The sequence below is a fragment of the Phaeobacter sp. HS011 genome (genome assembly GCF_018101215.1).
Classification (GTDB): Bacteria; Pseudomonadota; Alphaproteobacteria; order Rhodobacterales; family Rhodobacteraceae; genus Phaeobacter; species Phaeobacter inhibens.
In genome coordinates this window covers 136,539-153,579 of the sequence record NZ_JAGEUF010000005.1, presented here as the reverse complement: position 1 = coordinate 153,579, position 17,041 = coordinate 136,539, and the positions used below count along the sequence as shown (strand labels likewise).

The window sequence follows — 17,041 nt, the reverse complement described above, 5'->3', positions numbered from 1 at the left end:
CTGACATGGCAGCCTATATCCTTAGACGTTTTCTCCTGGTGATCCCGACGCTGTTCGGGATCCTCGTTATCAATTTCGCGCTGGTGCAATTTGTACCGGGCGGACCGGTCGAGCAGATGATCGCGCAGCTGGAAGGCGGCGGCGATGTGTTCGAAGGGTTTGCAGGCGGCGGTGGTGACGCTGGCGGGGAGGCCGTCGCAGCCAATGACAATTACGCAGGCCGACAAGGGCTGCCGCCTGAGTTGATCGCGGAGCTGGAGCAGCAATATGGTTTGGATAAACCGCCGTTGGAGCGGTTTGTCCTCATGCTCGGCAATTACATGCGCTTTGACTTTGGTGAGAGTTATTTCCGCAAGATCGATGTGATGGATCTGGTTATGGAGAAAATGCCGGTGTCGATCTCGCTCGGGCTGTGGTCGACATTGATCGCCTATCTGATCTCCATCCCGCTGGGTATTCGCAAGGCGCTCCGGGACGGTAGCCGATTTGATACATGGACCAGTGGTCTGATTATCGCGGCCTATGCAATCCCCGGCTTCCTGTTTGCGATTCTGCTTTTAGTGCTGTTTGCCGGTGGCTCCTATTGGCAGATTTTCCCGCTGAGGGGGCTGACCTCTGACAACTGGGAGAGCCTGAGCCTTTTTGGTAAGATCGTCGACTATTTCTGGCACATCACGCTGCCGGTTGTGGCTTCGACCATTTCGGCCTTTGCTACGCTGACACTTCTGACCAAAAATTCGTTTCTGGATGAGATCAAGAAGCAATATGTGATGACCGCCCGAGCCAAGGGGCTGAGCGAGCGGAAGGTGCTATATGGTCATGTATTCCGCAACGCGATGCTGATCGTGATCGCGGGCTTTCCGGCCGTCTTCATCGGGGTGTTCTTTTCCGGAAGCCTGATCATCGAGACGATCTTCTCGCTTGATGGTCTGGGGCGTCTGGGGTTTGAGGCCGCGGTGGCGCGTGATTATCCGGTGATCTTTGGCACGTTGTTTATTTTCGGACTGATGAGCCTTGTGGTCGGGATTATCTCCGACATCATGTATGTGATTGTCGATCCGCGTATCGACTTTGAAAAGAGAGAGGGCTGACAGATGGCATTGTCCCCGCTCAACCAGCGCCGCTGGAGCAATTTCTGCCGCAATCGCAGGGCTTTCTGGTCGCTTTGGATTTTTTCCGTTCTGTTCGGGATTTCGCTATTTGCCGAGTTTGTTGCCAATGACAAACCGATGTTGGTGAGTTACCGGGGAGAATATTTTACGCCAGTATTCAACTTCTACCCGGAGACGGCTTTTGGCGGGGATTTCCAGACGGAGGCGGCCTACCGTGATCCGGAGGTGCAATGTCTGATTGCCTCTGGCGGTGTTGAGGACTGCTTTGATGATCCCGAAGGTATTCTGGAAGAGATCGAAACCGGCACGTTTGCGGCGGAGGGGTTTGTGGAAGGGTGGGCGATTTGGCCGCCGATCCCCTATTCTTTCAACACCACGGTCGACCGCCCCGGCGCGGCACCTCTGCCACCTAATGGGCAAAACTTGTTGGGGACGGATGATACCAAGCGCGATGTGTTGGCACGCGTCATTCACGGTTTTCGCCTGTCGATCCTGTTCACGCTGATGGTCACCGGAGCCGCCACCCTGGTGGGCATTGCGGCGGGCGCTGTTCAGGGGTTCTTTGGTGGCTGGCTTGACCTGATTTTTCAAAGGGTGATTGAGATCTGGGGCTCCATCCCGCAGCTCTATGTTATCATCATCATGTTCGCCATTCTGGGACGCAGTTTCTGGCTGCTGGTTGTGCTGATGATCCTGTTCAGTTGGACAGCGTTGGTCAGTGTGGTCCGGGCGGAGTTCCTGCGCGCGCGAAATCTGGAATATGTGCGTGCGGCCAAGGCATTGGGGGTTGGCAACATGACCATCATGTTCCGCCATATGTTGCCGAATGCAATGGTTGCGACCCTGACATTTCTGCCGTTCATCGTGACCGGCACCATCGGAACGCTTGCGGGGCTGGATTTCCTCGGGTTTGGCTTGCCATCCTCCGCGCCGTCGCTGGGTGAGCTGACATTGCAGGCCAAGCAGAATCTGGAGGCGCCCTGGCTGGCGTTCACCGCCTTCTTTACCTTTGCTATTATGCTGTCGCTGCTGGTCTTCATCTTTGAGGGGGTGCGCGATGCATTCGATCCGAGAAAGACATTTTCGTGATCAGATCAGGCCCTAACATGCACAACAGAGACGAATGGATGATCTGTTTCGTGCGAGATGCAGTGCAACAGGCAGATGTTCTAACCTATGGGCAATTCGATGACTGTAACTGAACAATCCAACCCGTTGCTGAATGTCCGGGATCTCCGTGTCTCCTTTCGCCAGGATGGTAAGGTGACGGAGGCGGTACGCGGTGTCTCTTTTTCCGTGGGTCGTGGGGAAACGGTCGCGTTGGTGGGGGAGAGCGGCTCTGGCAAATCGGTTTCGGCGCTGTCGACGGTCTCACTGCTGGGCGATAGCGCCACAGTGAGCGGTTCCGTTACCTATGATGGTACCGAGATGGTCGGCGCCAGTGAGCGCCATCTGCGGCAGGTGCGAGGCAACGATATCAGCTTCATCTTTCAGGAGCCGATGACCTCTCTCAACCCGCTGCATACGATTGAGAAACAGTTGGCGGAGTCCCTTGCCTTGCATCAGGGGCTGGGCGGTGCAGCGGCACGGGAGCGGATTGTGGATCTGCTGAACCGGGTTGGTATCCGGGACGCGGAGACCCGTCTCGACGCGTATCCGCATCAGCTTTCCGGCGGGCAGCGTCAGCGGGTGATGATTGCCATGGCCCTTGCCAACAAACCCGATATCCTGATCGCCGATGAGCCGACAACCGCCCTTGATGTCACTATTCAGGTGCAGATCCTCGACCTGCTTGCGGATCTGAAAGCCAGCGAGGGTATGGGGTTGCTGTTCATTACTCATGATCTGAGCATTGTGCGCCGGATCGCGGATCGCGTCTGCGTTATGCAGGCCGGTGAGATCGTTGAAAGTGGCCCAACGGCTGAGATTTTTGCCAATCCGCAGCATCCTTATACGCGCAAACTGCTGGATGCGGAGCCGACCGGCCAGCCTCAACCGGTGCCACAGGACGCGAAGGAGCTAATCCGGACCGAAGATCTGAAGGTCTGGTTTCCCATTCAAAAAGGTTTTCTGAAACGTACCGTCGGCCATGTAAAGGCGGTCAATCCGACGTCTCTGTCAGTCCGCGCGGGTGAAACGTTGGGCATTGTTGGCGAAAGCGGCAGCGGCAAAACCACGTTGGCGTTGGCCATTATGCGTCTCATCGCCTCGGAGGGGCGAGTTGAGTTTCAGGGACAGGATCTGCGGCAATGGTCGACCCGTGATTTACGCCGGTTGCGGGCAGATATGCAGATCGTGTTTCAGGATCCCTTTGGGGCGCTCAGCCCGCGGATGACCTGTGCTCAGATTATTGCCGAAGGTTTGGCTATTCACAACGTAGATCAGGACCGTGATCCGCGGGATCTGGTTGCTGAGGTGATGAGTGAGGTGGGGCTGGATCCGGCATTTATGGACCGCTATCCGCATGAATTCTCAGGTGGTCAACGGCAGCGGATTGCGATTGCGCGGGCGATGGTGCTGCGACCTAAACTGGTGGTTCTGGATGAACCGACCTCGGCACTGGACATGACGGTGCAGGTTCAGATCGTCAATCTGTTGCGCGACCTGCAGGAGCGGTATGGGCTTGCGTATCTTTTCATCTCACATGATCTGAATGTAGTGCGGGCCATGTCGCACAAGATGATCGTGATGAAGCAAGGTGATGTGGTTGAGGCTGGCTCAGCGGCTGAGCTGTTTAACAATCCATCGGATCTCTACACGCAGCAACTTCTTGCTGCGGCCGGATAACGGCGGTTCGCGCAAAATCATCTCGCGGTTTCGCAGATCGGCAGCTTGGATCGTCGCGACAGTATGGCACATCCGATCAGGGAGCCACGGCCCATGGCCCTGCGAAGCGGATAAGCCCCTGTCATTGTTAAGGGGGGAACTGCGATCGCTGTAGGCGACGACGGATACATTCCCTCGGTGTTGCTCCAACAAACGCCGCGTCGCCAATTGTGATTTGCGCGACGGATGTATAAATTGTCACCGGAAGGTGAGCATTAGCCTTAGTGCAGATCAAATCGGACCTCTCATGAACGCTCCTACCATTCAGAACGTCAATTGCGGCGATTGCCCTATTCGTCATCGTGCCGTTTGTGCGCGCTGTGATGCGGACGAATTGGAGGTGCTGGATTCTATCAAGTACTACCGCACCTATGATGCCGGCCAACCCATCACCTGGTCCGGCGACCGGATGGATTTTGTCGGCTCCGTCGTTTCGGGGATCGCAACCCTGACGCAGACCATGGAGGACGGGCGGACCCAGATGGTCGGTCTGCTGCTGCCCAGCGATTTTGTTGGCCGACCCGGGCGCGATACGGCTGCCTATAATGTGGTGGCAACCTCAACCGTGGTCATGTGCTGTTTTCGCAAGAAACCATTTGAGGAGATGATGGCCAAAACTCCGCATGTTGCGCATCGTCTGCTTGAGATGACATTGGACGAGCTGGACGCTGCCCGGGAATGGATGCTGGTTCTGGGACGTAAAACAGCGCGCGAGAAGATTGCAAGCTTGTTGTCCATCCTGGCGCGGCGCGATGCCTCCTTGCAGCTCCATAAGGATAGCAACCGACGCGTTTTTGATCTGCCACTAACCCGCGAGGCCATGGCAGACTATCTGGGGCTGACGCTGGAAACCGTCAGTCGGCAGGTCTCTGCCTTGCGTAAGGACGGTGTGATCGAACTGGAGGGCAAGCGCCATGTGACCGTGCCTGACATGGGGCGCCTTATGGAGGAGGCAGGAGATGACAGCGACGGCGGTTGCCTGATCTGACCACCTCTCTAGGAGGCGAAGGGGGCGAATGTGTCGCCCCCTCTGTACCTGCGTCCCTGCCTTAATGGGCCATCATAACCGGCACTTTTGCCTTCTCCAGCATGTTGCGGGTTGCGCCGCCCAGGATCGCCTCGCGGAAACGGGAATGCCCGTAGGCCCCCATCACGATCAGATCTGCAGCTGTATCGACCGCATGCCGGTTCAGCACATCTGAGACACGTGTCATCGTCTTGCTGAGCACATCAATCTCGCATTTGACCCCATGGCGCGACAGCATCTGACACAGCAGCCCGCCTGGATCTGAGCGTTCCGGCCCGTGCTGCGGCGGGTCGATGACAACGACGCGCACCACATCCGCTGCCTGTAGCATTGGCAGTGCCTTGCGAATGGCGGTCATTGCTTCGATGCTTTCGTTCCAGGCGACCAATACGGTTTTTGGCTGCGCTGGCAGAGGCGCATCATCCGGCACCACAAGCACAGGTGCGCGGCCTTCAAAGAGGGCAGCTTCGACGATGGCCTCAGCCTCGGCGGGGCGATCCTTGCCATAGGGTTGTCCCAGCACCACAAGATCACAAAACCGCGCCAACCGCGCAACGTGGCGTCCGATATCAGCCATCTGTGCGACGCCTGTCTCAACGTTGAAGCCGACCGCGGATTGCGCCAACCGCTTCGTCGCTGTTGCTTCGATAGCGTTAACCTCTTCTTTGGCGCGGGCGAGGGTTTCCTGCAGCACCATCGCGTTGGCACCCGCATAATAATACCCCGTCTGCGTGCGATCTACACCGAGGCAGAGCGCGTCGACATGGCCATCGGCCAGCCGGGCCAGCGAGATCGACTGCTCCAGCTGCGTTTCGGTGTTTGCGGGGGTGGTCAGGACAGTCAGCAGTGTCTTGTAGGACATATTAACCTCGCATGTGTATGGGCGACTGCAACGAACTTGTGGTTGTGCCGCGAGTTGCGTCATTATGAAGGTGCATCTCACATTCTGCGGCAAACTGTCTTGATACAGATCAAGGCGTTGTTCTGCGCAGTTTTGCATTTAAGGCTCAGAAAAAACTGTCTGACGCGGGCCAGAGAATCGTGTCGGGCAAGGAAAAGGGACGCAAGATGTCTAATTATATCAAGCTAATCGTGCTTGGTTTGGTCACGCTCTTTGCGATGATCGCGACCAATTACGCGCGGGATTTGGCCTATCAGGTTCATGCGATCATCATCATGATCGTGGCTGGCGGGCTGTTTCTATACACCCTTCGACACACCGATGAGCCTGTGATTGCAACGGGGTCGCTACAGGGCGAATACTTTGACAGTGTCGTGCGCGCCGGTGTGGTGGCAACGGCGTTCTGGGGCGTGGTTGGGTTTCTGGTCGGTGTCTTCATCGCCTTCCAGCTGGCCTTTCCGGTCCTGAACTTCGAGTGGGCGCAAGGCCTGGCCAATTTCGGGCGGCTGCGGCCACTGCATACTTCGGCGGTGATTTTTGCCTTCGGTGGCAATGCGCTGATTGCGACCTCATTCTACGTGGTGCAGCGTACCTCGGCCGCCCGTCTCTGGGGCGGTAACTTGGCGTGGTTTGTGTTCTGGGGCTATCAGCTGTTCATCGTGCTGGCGGCGACCGGCTATCTGTTCGGGTCGACCCAGTCCAAGGAATATGCGGAACCGGAATGGCACGTTGATCTCTGGTTGACCATCGTCTGGGTGGCTTATCTGGCTGTGTTCCTGGGCACCGTGATCAAGCGCAAGGAGCCGCATATCTATGTGGCAAACTGGTTCTACCTTGCGTTCATCGTGACCGTCGCGATGCTGCATCTGGTCAACAACATGACGATCCCTGTCAGCATCTGGGGCTCCAAATCGGTGATCATGTGGTCGGGCGTGCAGGATGCAATGGTGCAGTGGTGGTACGGCCACAACGCTGTGGGCTTCTTCCTGACTGCGGGGTTCCTTGGCATGATGTACTACTTCGTGCCGAAGCAAGCAGAACGCCCCGTGTTCAGTTACAAGCTGTCGATCATCCACTTCTGGGCACTGATCTTTCTGTACATCTGGGCTGGTCCGCACCACCTGCACTACACCGCGCTGCCGGATTGGGCCTCGACCCTTGGTATGGTGTTCTCGATCGTGCTGTGGATGCCCAGCTGGGGTGGCATGATCAACGGCCTGATGACTCTGTCTGGCGCTTGGGACAAGCTGCGCACCGACCCGGTGATCCGGATGATGGTGATCTCGATCGGCTTTTACGGCATGTCCACCTTTGAAGGTCCGATGATGTCGATCCGTGCCGTGAACTCGCTGTCGCATTACACCGACTGGACCATTGGTCACGTTCACTCCGGCGCGCTTGGCTGGAACGGCATGATCACCTTTGGTGCGCTGTACTTCCTGGTGCCGGTCCTGTGGAAACGTGAGCGTCTCTACAGCCTGAGCTTGGTGTCCTGGCACTTCTGGTTGGCCACAATCGGCATCATTCTCTACGCGGCATCCATGTGGGTGACCGGCATCATGGAGGGCCTGATGTGGCGTGAAGTGGATGCCAACGGGTTCCTGGTGAACTCTTTTGCCGACACGGTGGCTGCGAAATTCCCGATGTACGTGGTGCGCGCTCTGGGTGGGGTCATGTTCCTCGCTGGTGCTCTGATCATGTGCTACAACCTGTGGATGACTGTACGGCGTGCGCCGGCCAAAGAGGCCAGCCTGACCGTCGCAGTCCCTGCTGAATAAGGAGGGCCCGAGCAATGGGAATTCTCGACAAACACAAAATCCTCGAGACCAACGCGACCCTCCTTCTGGTGTGCAGCTTCTTGGTTGTCACCATCGGTGGCCTCGTTCAGATCGCGCCGCTGTTCTGGCTGGAAAACACCATCGAAGAGGTGGAGGGCATGCGTCCCTACACCCCGCTGGAGCTGGCCGGGCGTGATATCTACATCCGCGAAGGGTGCTACGTCTGCCACAGTCAGATGATCCGTCCGATGCGCGATGAGGTCGAACGTTATGGACCATATTCGCTGGCAGCAGAGTCGATGTATGACCACCCGTTCCAGTGGGGGTCCAAGCGGACCGGCCCGGATCTGGCTCGAGTGGGCGGGCGTTATTCGGACGAATGGCATGTCGATCACCTGCGCGACCCACAATCGGTGGTGCCGGAATCCGTGATGCCGAAGTACGGCTTCCTTGAGAACAACCGTATTGATGGCGAATACATCGGTGACGTGATGGCGGCGAATGCCTTTGTCGGGGTGCCGTATTCCGACACTATGCTGGAGAATGCGCGGGCAGACTTTCGTGCGCAAAGCAATCCTGATGCCGATTATGACGGCCTGCTGGAGCGCTATGGCGAGAAGGTCAGCGTTCGGAACTTCGACGGTCAGCCCGGGATCTCCGAAGCTGATGCTTTGATCGCATATCTGCAGATGCTGGGGACCTTGGTTGATTTCTCGACCTTTACCCCCGTCGCCAACCGCTGATTGGAGGCAGACATGGACATTTATACTCTGCTTCGGGAATTCGCCGACAGTTGGATGCTACTCTTCCTGTTTGTATTCTTCCTAGCCGTGGTGGTCTGGGCGTTTCGCCCGGGCAGCTCCAAGGTTTACAAGGATACCGCCAACATCCCCTTCCGGCACGAAGACAAACCCGCCCCAGAAATGGGTAAAGCCAAGGAGGCGCGGTCATGAGCAAGAAAGTGAAGAAGTTCGAGGACGACCCGAATACCACCGGCCACAGCTGGGACGGGATCGAGGAATTCGACAATCCGATGCCGCGGTGGTGGCTCTGGACCTTCTATGCGACCATTATCTGGGCCATCGGCTATACCGTTGCCTACCCGGCCTGGCCGGGGATCCAATCGGCGACGGCTGGTGTGCTGGGCTGGAATTCCAGAGCGCTGGTCGCTGAAGAAATCGCAGCCGTGAATGAGGCCAACGCCCCAATCAACAGCCGTTTGGAGGAGATTGAGCTGGCATCTATTACCACCGATCCCGAGCTGAACGGCTATGCGGTCTCGGCTGGCTCTGCGGTGTTCAAGACCTGGTGCGCCCAGTGTCACGGCGCTGGCGCGGCTGGGGCGAAAGGCTACCCGAACCTGCTGGATGATGACTGGCTTTGGGGCGGGTCGATGGAGGATATCCATGCCACCATTGCCCATGGTATCCGCAACGAAGAGAGCGACGATGCGCGCTACTCGGAGATGCCAGCCTTTGGCCGGGATGAGTTGCTGGAGAAGGAAGAGATTGATCAGGTTGTGAACTATGTGATGTCTCTTTCGGGTGAGCCTCAGGATGCCGACAAGGTCGCGCCGGGGGCAGTGATCTTCGCGGATAATTGTGCCTCTTGCCACATGGAAGATGGCACCGGTGACCGCTCTCAGGGCGCGCCGAACCTTGCAGATGCCATTTGGCTCTATGGTGGGGATCACGCGACACTGACCGAAACCGTTTACAACTCGCGTTACGGGGTCATGCCAAACTGGAACGCGCGGCTGACAGAAGCCCAGATCCGTGCGGTGACCGCCTACGTGCACCAATTGGGTGGCGGTGAGTAAGGCTGCGCCCTTCCATATATCATCAGCATCAAGCGGGGCTGCCTTCGGGTGGCCCCGTTTCGTTTCAATATGTCGGCACATGGTTCATTTTCTGCTTGAAGCTACAGCCGCTGTAGAGTGCAGTAAGGGTGGGCAGCTAAATAGGTGACTTCATGCCCGATACCCGTTTCCTTGACGTAACTCCGATGCTAGACAGCAAGGCGCCAGCGATAACAGCGTTGATCTCAGAACTTGGCTGGCAGCGGTTGTCACCTCATGACCGGATCGGCGCAGCCTATGACTACGTCCGTGATGAGATCCTGTTTGGCTACAATGTCGCGGACACGCGCCAAGCCTCTCTGGTTCTTGCGGATGGCTATGGTCAGTGCAACACGAAAGCGACATTGCTGATGGCAGTGCTTCGCGCACTTGGTATCCCATGCCGACTGCACGGGTTCACCATAGACAAGAGCCTACAACGCGGAATAGTGCCTGAGCTGGTTTATTGGATGGCGCCACGCAGCATCCTGCATTCATGGGTCGAGGTTCGTCTGGACGCCCAGTGGATCAATCTTGAGGGGTTCATCCTTGATCAGCAGGTCTTGGGTTCGTTGCAAGCAGCGTTTCCGGGTCGGACGTCGTTATGTGCCTATGGGGCGGGGACCGATTGCCTGCAAGCGCCAATGATCACGTGGCAGGGACGGGATACTTATATTCAGAGAGCCGGGATCAATGCCGATCTTGGTATTTTCGACAGTCCGGATGCGTTCTTTGGCCAGCATCAGCAGGATCTCACGGGGGTGCGGGGCTGGCTCTATCGAAACATCATTCGCCATTGGATGAACCGCCGGGTGGCAGCGATCCGGCGCGGGGCTGTGCCGGCTTTGCCTGGCGGTGACAAGGGGCTGAAGCCGGATGTTCCGGATCGGGTGTTCACGGATAGCTAAAATTGGGGTGCCCTATTTTACGGGTCTTTGATCCCTGTCAAATACCCAAGCAGCGTAACCGGGTAATATCCCTTCTTGAGACAATGCCATCGGTTCGCCCTTTCCAGCGCCGATGACTGTCCAGTTCGCTCTCCTGCTTTGCAGGGGCGGACCCGGCGTCGGCTTTTCGATCTGTTCGCGCGTTTCCTGAAAAGCCGACGCCCTGATCCTCCCAGATGGCTGACAGGGCCGATGTGTTCTGGCGAACGTCGCGCTACCCAGCGCGCAGCGATCGCGCTACACTCTTCTGTAGCGAGAAGGTGCTCTGTAAATAAGCCTGCGCTCTGGTGTCACATCTGCGACGCGGCGACGCGGGGGTGCTCGTCGCAACAATGTGTAAACGACTGTATTATATGTGTTTATGGCGTGTATTGCGTTTCGGGACAGAATGCCGCGCCCGGTTGACGGCGTCCGAGTAGGGGCAAAGATGCGTTCTGTATATGCGTTTGATCCACGTCAAGGTTCGTCCGTGGCGCATCTGGGACAACCGCTGCAACAAAGCAAGATTTGGAGTGAGTCCGTGAGCGATTCCGATCCCGCCCCCAGCCTGTATGCCGCCCGTGAGCCGATATTCCCTCGCCGTGTGTCCGGGCCGTTTCGAAACCTGAAATGGTATATCATGGCGGTGACGCTGGGGATCTACTACCTGACGCCCTGGATCCGCTGGGACCGGGGGCCGGCACTACCGGATCAGGCGGTTTTACTGGATCTGGCCAACCGGCGATTTTATTTCTTCTGGATCGAAATCTGGCCACATGAATTCTACTTCGTCGCCGGCCTGCTGATCATGGCCGGGCTGGGGTTGTTTCTGTTCACCTCGGCGCTTGGCCGTGTCTGGTGTGGCTACACCTGTCCGCAGACTGTCTGGACCGACCTTTTCATTCTGGTGGAACGCTGGATTGAAGGGGATCGAAACGCGCGATTGCGCCTGCACCGCCAGAAAAATCTGGATTTCAGAAAGGCGCGCCTGCGGATTACCAAATGGGTGGTCTGGCTCCTGATCGGGTTGGCGACCGGGGGCGCATGGGTGTTCTACTTTGCAGATGCACCGACCCTTCTGCGTGATCTGCTGACTGGTCAGGCCCACCCTGTTGCCTATACCACGATGGCTATTCTGACTGGCACGACCTTTCTCTTTGGTGGCTTTGCCCGAGAACAGATCTGTATCTATGCCTGCCCCTGGCCGCGTATTCAGGCCGCTATGATGGATGAGGATACCCTGACCGTTGGCTATCGTGAATGGCGCGGAGAGCCGCGTGGCAAGCCTCGCAAGACCGATGAGCCCGGTCTGGTGCATGGCGACTGCATTGATTGCATGGCCTGCGTCAATGTCTGCCCGATGGGGATCGACATTCGCGATGGGCAACAGATGGAGTGTATTACCTGCGCACTCTGTATTGATGCCTGTGATGACGTGATGGAACGGATCGGAAAGCCGCGCGGATTGATCGACTACATGGCGCTGAGCGATGAGGCGAATGAGCGGGCAGGCCACCCGCCCAAGAACATCTGGAAACACGTCCTGCGGCCGCGGACCATCATGTATACGGCCCTGTGGGGGGGCGTCGGTCTGGCGCTGTTGTTTGCCCTGTTTATCCGCTCTGACATCGAATTGACTGTTGCTCCGGTGCGCAACCCGACCTTTGTGACCCTCTCCAACGGATCAATCCGCAACACCTACGATGTGCGATTGCGCAACAAGACCGGCGAACCTCGCCCGTTTGAGCTGTCAATCAAGGGGGAGCCTGCGATGCAGCTCGATCTTGAGGGGATTGATGGCACGGTCGTCACCGTACCTGCGGATACAAGCTTCCTTCAGCGGGTCTATATAGTGGCCCCAAAAACCGCCAACGCTGCATCTGCACGCAGCACGCCGGTACGAATTTGGGTCGCCGACCTCGACAATGGAGAGCGCGCGTATAAGGATACCAGCTTTAACGGGCGGGGAAGCGGGCAATGATTGAAGGTAAAACACCACGGCAATTCACCGGCTGGCACATGCTCATGGTTTTTGGCGGCGCATTCACTGTGATCATCGGCGTCAATATTGCGCTGGCGGTCAATGCGGTTCGCACCTTTCCGGGGCTTGAAGTGAAGAACAGCTATGTCGCCAGTCAGAGCTTTGATGCCCGCCGCGATGCGCAGCAGGCATTGGGCTGGTCCGTCTATGCTTCGGCTGTTGGCGATCAGGTGAAACTGGAAATCACCGATGCTGATGGCGCGCCGGTTGAGGTGGCAGCGTTGCACGCGACCCTTGGTCGTGCGACCCATGTGAAGGACGACCAGACGCCTGATTTTCGGTTCGACGGCACGGCTTATGTCGCCCCCGCAGAGTTGAGCGCTGGAAACTGGAACATTCGCATGGTGGCCCGGGCGGAGGACGGTACCGAGTTCACGCAGCGTGTCATTCTGCATGTGGCGCGGTAAACAGCCATGAGCACCGCCGTCCGCCCCCAACTTGCCGCCTGTCCGGGCTGCGTTGCTGCACCAAATGGCACAGTAGAGCAGGCGCCGACGGAGGCACGCTTGGCGCTGTCATTGCCCAGCATCCATTGTCAGGCCTGTATCTCTACCGTTGAGCGTGGACTGAATGCGGTGCCGGGCGTGCGGAGCGCGCGGGTGAACCTCACACTTAAACGCGCGCTGATTGAGGCCGACCCGGAGGTCCGCGCCTTGGATCTCGTACCAGTCTTGGAGCGTTTGGGTTTTGAGGCGCATGAGCTGGACCTCGCCGCGCTGAGTGCAACCCAGACAGATCAGGCCGGTCGTGACCTGCTGATGCGGTTGGCGGTTGCTTTCTTTGCCTCTATGAACGTGATGCTGCTGTCGATTTCGGTCTGGTCCGGGGCGAGCGACGCAACCCGCGATATGTTCCATTGGATCTCGGCGGCGATCACCTTTCCGGCGATCCTGTTTGCGGGGCAGCCGTTCTTCCGCAATGCATGGCAGGCCCTGCGAGTGGGGCGACTGAATATGGACGTGCCGATTGTTCTGGCAATTGTTCTGGCCCTGCTGACATCTCTGTGGGAGACCTCCCTTTCCGGAGAGCATGCGTATTTCGATGCGGCGCTGACATTAACATTCTTCCTGCTGGCCGGGCGGTATCTGGATCATCGCACCCGCGCGGTCGCCCGGTCTGCTGCGGAGGAGCTGGCCGCCCTGGAAGTGCCGCGTGCGCTGCGTCTGGATTCGGCTGGGCAACCGTTGGAGGTGGCTGTCGCGGATCTGTCCATCGATGACCATATTCTTGTGCGTCCGGGTGGGCGAATGCCCGTGGATGGCGTCGTGCTGGAGGGGCAGTCTGAACTGGACCGATCCTTGCTGACGGGTGAAACGCTGCCGGTTTTTGCCGAAATCGGAAGCTCGGTTTCGGCAGGGGAGGTTAATCTGACCGGTCCCTTGGTAATCCGTGCCACAGCTGTCGGAAATGAGAGCTCTCTGCATCAGCTGGCGGATCTTGTCGTCATCGCGGAATCCGGACGCTCGCGCTATACCTCACTGGCGGATCGTGCTGCGAAGCTTTATGCGCCGGGAGTTCATATTCTGTCAGGACTGGCCTTCCTTGGCTGGTACCTCTTCACCTTCGACATGCGGGTCGCGCTGAATATCGCGGCAGCTGTATTGATCATAACTTGCCCCTGTGCGCTGGGGCTGGCGGTACCTGCTGTGACCACGGCAGCCTCTGGCCGATTGTTCAAGAAAGGCATGTTGATCAAACATGCAACCGCGCTGGAACGTCTGGCAGAGGTGGATACCGTCGTTTTCGACAAGACCGGTACGCTGACCAATGGGCAGCCACGCTGTGACGATTTTGACCACTTGTCGCTGTCGGACCAGAGGCTGGCCTTTGCATTGGCGCAGGGGTCGGACCACCCGCTATCGGTTGCAATCTGCTGCGCGGCGGAGCAGGCGGGGATCGAGGCCGTCGCAGTGACCGCACAGGAAGAAGTTCCCGGATATGGCAGTGAAGCCCTGTATGAGGGGCAACGGGTGCGCCTTGGCCGCGCGGCCTGGGTCGGAGCCGAGCCGGGACAAAAGACTGCGGCCTATCTTGATCGGGGCGCAGGCGCACCACGGGCTCTGACGTTTTCCGACAATCTTCGGCCTGGGGCTGCTGACGCCGTTGAGGCGCTTTTGAAGGTGGGCAAAGATGTTCGGCTGATCTCCGGCGACACAGAGGGGGCGGTTCGTGATCTCGCGATGCGTCTTGGGATCAAGACCTGGATCGCCTCAGCCTTGCCGCAGGACAAATGCGATCAGGTATCGTTGTTGTCGCAGCAGGGACATCGGGTGCTGATGGTGGGCGACGGTCTTAACGACACGGCAGCGTTGGCTGCGGCCCATGTCTCCATCTCACCTGCCTCAGCGCTGGATGCCGCGCGGGTGGCTTCCGATATTGTTCTGCTGGGGCAGGATCTGTCACCGATCGCCGAGGCTTGCAGCGTCGCACAGAAGGCAACTCGCCGCATTCGTGAGAATTTCCGCATTGCAACGCTTTATAATGTGATTGCAGTCCCCCTCGCCGTCGCCGGTTTGGCGACCCCGTTGGTGGCTGCCTTGGCGATGTCGACCTCGTCGATTACAGTGTCCCTGAACGCGCTGCGCCTGCGGTAGTGAACTGCGCGCACGACTGCGGCCCCAGATCAAGAGAGTTCTGATGAGTGTATTGACCTATTTGATTCCGATATCCCTGTTTTTGGGGGGCATTGGCCTTGTCGGGTTTCTCTATACCGTGCGTTCGAACCAATATGATGACCCCGAAGGGGACGCGCGCCGTATCCTGAACGATGAGTGGGACGACCACCCAAAACCCTGAGAATGCCTTTCCAACCGGGAGCTGTCAGTCAAAAGAAAAGGCGCCTCATGGGCGCCTTCTCCTGTTGGCTCTGCGATCCCGCGCTCAGGAGGGACCGACCGTTTCGCAAGTGATATTGCGGGCAGAGAGGCGGCGGCAGGCGAGGGCCGCACTCTCTTTGGTCATGCCAAGGAAATTGGCATCAAAGCCACGAGGTGTTCTGACAACTTTGCGCAGGCTACCGTCCAGGGTGGCCATTTCGGCCAGGGCTGTACGCAACAGCACCTTTTCGGCCTGATAACGGCTGCCGTAGCGCCCTACATTGATTCCCCAGTACCGTCCGCCTGATGTGGACAGGCGGGTGACAACCACGGGTTCCGGCTCTGCGGTTGTCTGGTTTTCAGCCAGCCGCGCGGGACGCGCCATCGGACGTAGCCCGACAAAGGGGCGCGGTTTGGCGATCGGGGCTGAGGCCTGCTCGGCCACGGCAGCGATGACTTCTGCTTCGGCAATCGCTGCGGTGATGCTGGCCTGCAGCACATCACGATCCAGTTTTGGTGCAGCTTCTTCGCTTGCGGCGGTTGGTGTTTCGACGGTTGGCGCATCGACGGTTGCGGTGTCTGTTTGCGCCTCCGCCAGTAGCGTTGGAACCTCAGGCGCGGCGGAGGCTGGACGGCCCTTGGGACGCAGGCTGGTCTTTACCAGACCCGAAACCCGGATAGTTTTGCCCGCGGCACCGTTTGGTGTGCTGTCGCCAGCGCTGGCCAGCTGTGTTCCGAGACCCCGATTGCCCTGATATGGCGGGCGGGTCGGGCGGCGGAGTTTGGCGCGGCTGGGCGCCCGGCGAAAGCCGAGGTCCAGCAGTTCGGCCACCTTAGCGTTGCGGGAGGTGGAGGATTTGCCACCAAAAACCGTGGCGATGACCCGTTCATTGCCACGTTCGGCAGAGGCGACGAGGTTGAAACCTGCCGCACGGGTGTAGCCAGTCTTGATTCCATCAGCGCCACGGTAGGCCGCCAGCAAGCGACGATTGGTGTTGGGCACCTTGCGTACGCCTGCATCCGTCGAGCGGCGCGAGAAGAGGTTGTAGTATTCGGGATAGTCATAGAGCAGATGCCGCCCCAGCGTTGTCATGTCGCGGGCGGTGGACATATGCCCCTTCTGGGTCAGGCCGTGGGCGTTTTTGAAAGTGGTGCGCGACATGCCAAGCGCCTTGGCCGTGCGGGTCATGCGCCGGGCGAAAGCGGCCTCGGATCCAGCCAGCGTCTCGCCGATGGCGGTGGCGGCGTCATTGGCGGATTTCACCGCAGCGGCGCGGATCAGGTAACGGAAAGCAATGCGCTGACCGGTTTTCAGGCCCAGTTTGGAGGGTTGTTCGGAGGCGGCGTTACGGCTGATTTTTACCTTGGTATCAAGGCTGATCTCGCCGTTGCGGACCGCCTCAAACGCGATGTAGAGCGTCATCATCTTGGTCAGGGAGGCGGGGTGCAGCCGGGTATCGGCGTTGCGCGAGTGCAGGACCTCTCCGGTCCGAGCGTCAATCACCATTGCAGCATATGGCGCAGCCATCGCGCCGGGTGGCGCAGTTGCGACCATCGATAGGAAAATAACCAGTCCCAAGACCCAACGCCCCAGACGGGAACACGCCCGCGGTGCGCGGATCAGCGGAGTCCGCTTGACCTGCACGATATCTGCCATTTTTGCCTCTTGCCGCCGGTTTTCCGACTGACGTTTTTTGCCTGTATTAAAAAAGCGTAACACAGGGTCACTTCGGAATAAACAGTGAGGTTTTTAAGGGGAAATCGCGATCTGGTCCGA

General features: G+C 58.4%; 15 protein-coding genes. 13 read left to right on the top strand and 2 right to left on the bottom strand.

Annotated elements, in window-relative coordinates; translation table 11 throughout:
* The first annotated feature begins 5 nt into the window (after positions 1-5).
* The 4 genes from J4721_RS11265 (at position 6) to fnrL (ending at position 4,926) form a co-directional block, all read left to right on the top strand.
* Entirely contained in the window at positions 6-1,091 is a 1,086-nt protein-coding gene (locus J4721_RS11265) for a microcin C ABC transporter permease YejB (protein ID WP_211002709.1), read from the top strand.
* A 3-nt stretch (positions 1,092-1,094) separates the two neighbouring features.
* Positions 1,095-2,201: an ABC transporter permease gene (locus tag J4721_RS11260; protein WP_014875896.1), complete on the top strand. Its 1,107-nt coding sequence runs from the start codon at positions 1,095-1,097 to the stop codon at positions 2,199-2,201.
* 87 nt (positions 2,202-2,288) lie between these two features.
* Entirely contained in the window at positions 2,289-3,899 is a 1,611-nt protein-coding gene (locus J4721_RS11255) for an ABC transporter ATP-binding protein (protein WP_211002708.1), read from the top strand.
* Positions 3,900-4,185: 286 nt separating this feature from the next.
* Complete coding sequence (gene fnrL / locus J4721_RS11250; RefSeq protein WP_014875894.1) at positions 4,186-4,926, top strand: transcriptional regulator FnrL; 741 nt, start codon at positions 4,186-4,188, stop codon at positions 4,924-4,926.
* A gap of 61 nt (positions 4,927-4,987) precedes the next feature.
* Here the strand turns inward: fnrL and J4721_RS11245 are convergent, their stop codons facing one another.
* On the bottom strand, positions 4,988-5,827 hold the full coding sequence (locus J4721_RS11245) for a universal stress protein (RefSeq protein WP_027248622.1): 840 nt from the start codon (positions 5,825-5,827) through the stop codon (positions 4,988-4,990).
* A 206-nt stretch (positions 5,828-6,033) separates the two neighbouring features.
* Between J4721_RS11245 and ccoN the strand changes: the two genes are divergently transcribed.
* From ccoN to ccoS, 9 genes are all read left to right on the top strand, one after another.
* The gene (ccoN, locus tag J4721_RS11240; protein WP_014875892.1) at positions 6,034-7,644 is read left to right on the top strand and encodes a cytochrome-c oxidase, cbb3-type subunit I; all 1,611 of its coding nucleotides are present in this window, start codon (positions 6,034-6,036) and stop codon (positions 7,642-7,644) included.
* Positions 7,645-7,658: 14 nt separating this feature from the next.
* Positions 7,659-8,387: a cytochrome-c oxidase, cbb3-type subunit II gene (ccoO, locus tag J4721_RS11235; RefSeq protein WP_014875891.1), complete on the top strand. Its 729-nt coding sequence runs from the start codon at positions 7,659-7,661 to the stop codon at positions 8,385-8,387.
* 12 nt (positions 8,388-8,399) lie between these two features.
* Positions 8,400-8,597, top strand: a complete 198-nt coding sequence (locus tag J4721_RS11230) for a CcoQ/FixQ family Cbb3-type cytochrome c oxidase assembly chaperone (protein ID WP_014875890.1) — start codon at positions 8,400-8,402, stop codon at positions 8,595-8,597.
* The gene (gene ccoP, locus J4721_RS11225; RefSeq protein ID WP_027248624.1) at positions 8,594-9,463 is read left to right on the top strand and encodes a cytochrome-c oxidase, cbb3-type subunit III; all 870 of its coding nucleotides are present in this window, start codon (positions 8,594-8,596) and stop codon (positions 9,461-9,463) included. The genes J4721_RS11230 and ccoP overlap by 4 nt, the downstream gene beginning before the upstream one ends.
* Before the next feature lie 152 nt (positions 9,464-9,615).
* Entirely contained in the window at positions 9,616-10,389 is a 774-nt protein-coding gene (locus J4721_RS11220; protein ID WP_102873522.1) for a transglutaminase family protein, read from the top strand.
* A 559-nt stretch (positions 10,390-10,948) separates the two neighbouring features.
* Entirely contained in the window at positions 10,949-12,388 is a 1,440-nt protein-coding gene (gene ccoG, locus J4721_RS11215) for a cytochrome c oxidase accessory protein CcoG (RefSeq protein WP_211002707.1), read from the top strand.
* Positions 12,385-12,855: a FixH family protein gene (locus tag J4721_RS11210; protein ID WP_014875886.1), complete on the top strand. Its 471-nt coding sequence runs from the start codon at positions 12,385-12,387 to the stop codon at positions 12,853-12,855. The genes ccoG and J4721_RS11210 overlap by 4 nt, the downstream gene beginning before the upstream one ends.
* A gap of 6 nt (positions 12,856-12,861) precedes the next feature.
* Positions 12,862-15,042 (top strand): heavy metal translocating P-type ATPase, encoded by a 2,181-nt coding sequence (locus J4721_RS11205; protein ID WP_211002706.1) that lies wholly within the window; start codon positions 12,862-12,864, stop codon positions 15,040-15,042.
* Positions 15,043-15,085: 43 nt separating this feature from the next.
* Entirely contained in the window at positions 15,086-15,244 is a 159-nt protein-coding gene (gene ccoS, locus J4721_RS11200; RefSeq protein WP_014875884.1) for a cbb3-type cytochrome oxidase assembly protein CcoS, read from the top strand.
* 84 nt (positions 15,245-15,328) lie between these two features.
* Here the strand turns inward: ccoS and J4721_RS11195 are convergent, their stop codons facing one another.
* Complete coding sequence (locus J4721_RS11195) at positions 15,329-16,921, bottom strand: D-alanyl-D-alanine carboxypeptidase family protein (protein ID WP_211002705.1); 1,593 nt, start codon at positions 16,919-16,921, stop codon at positions 15,329-15,331.
* Between the last annotated feature and the right edge of the window lie 120 nt (positions 16,922-17,041).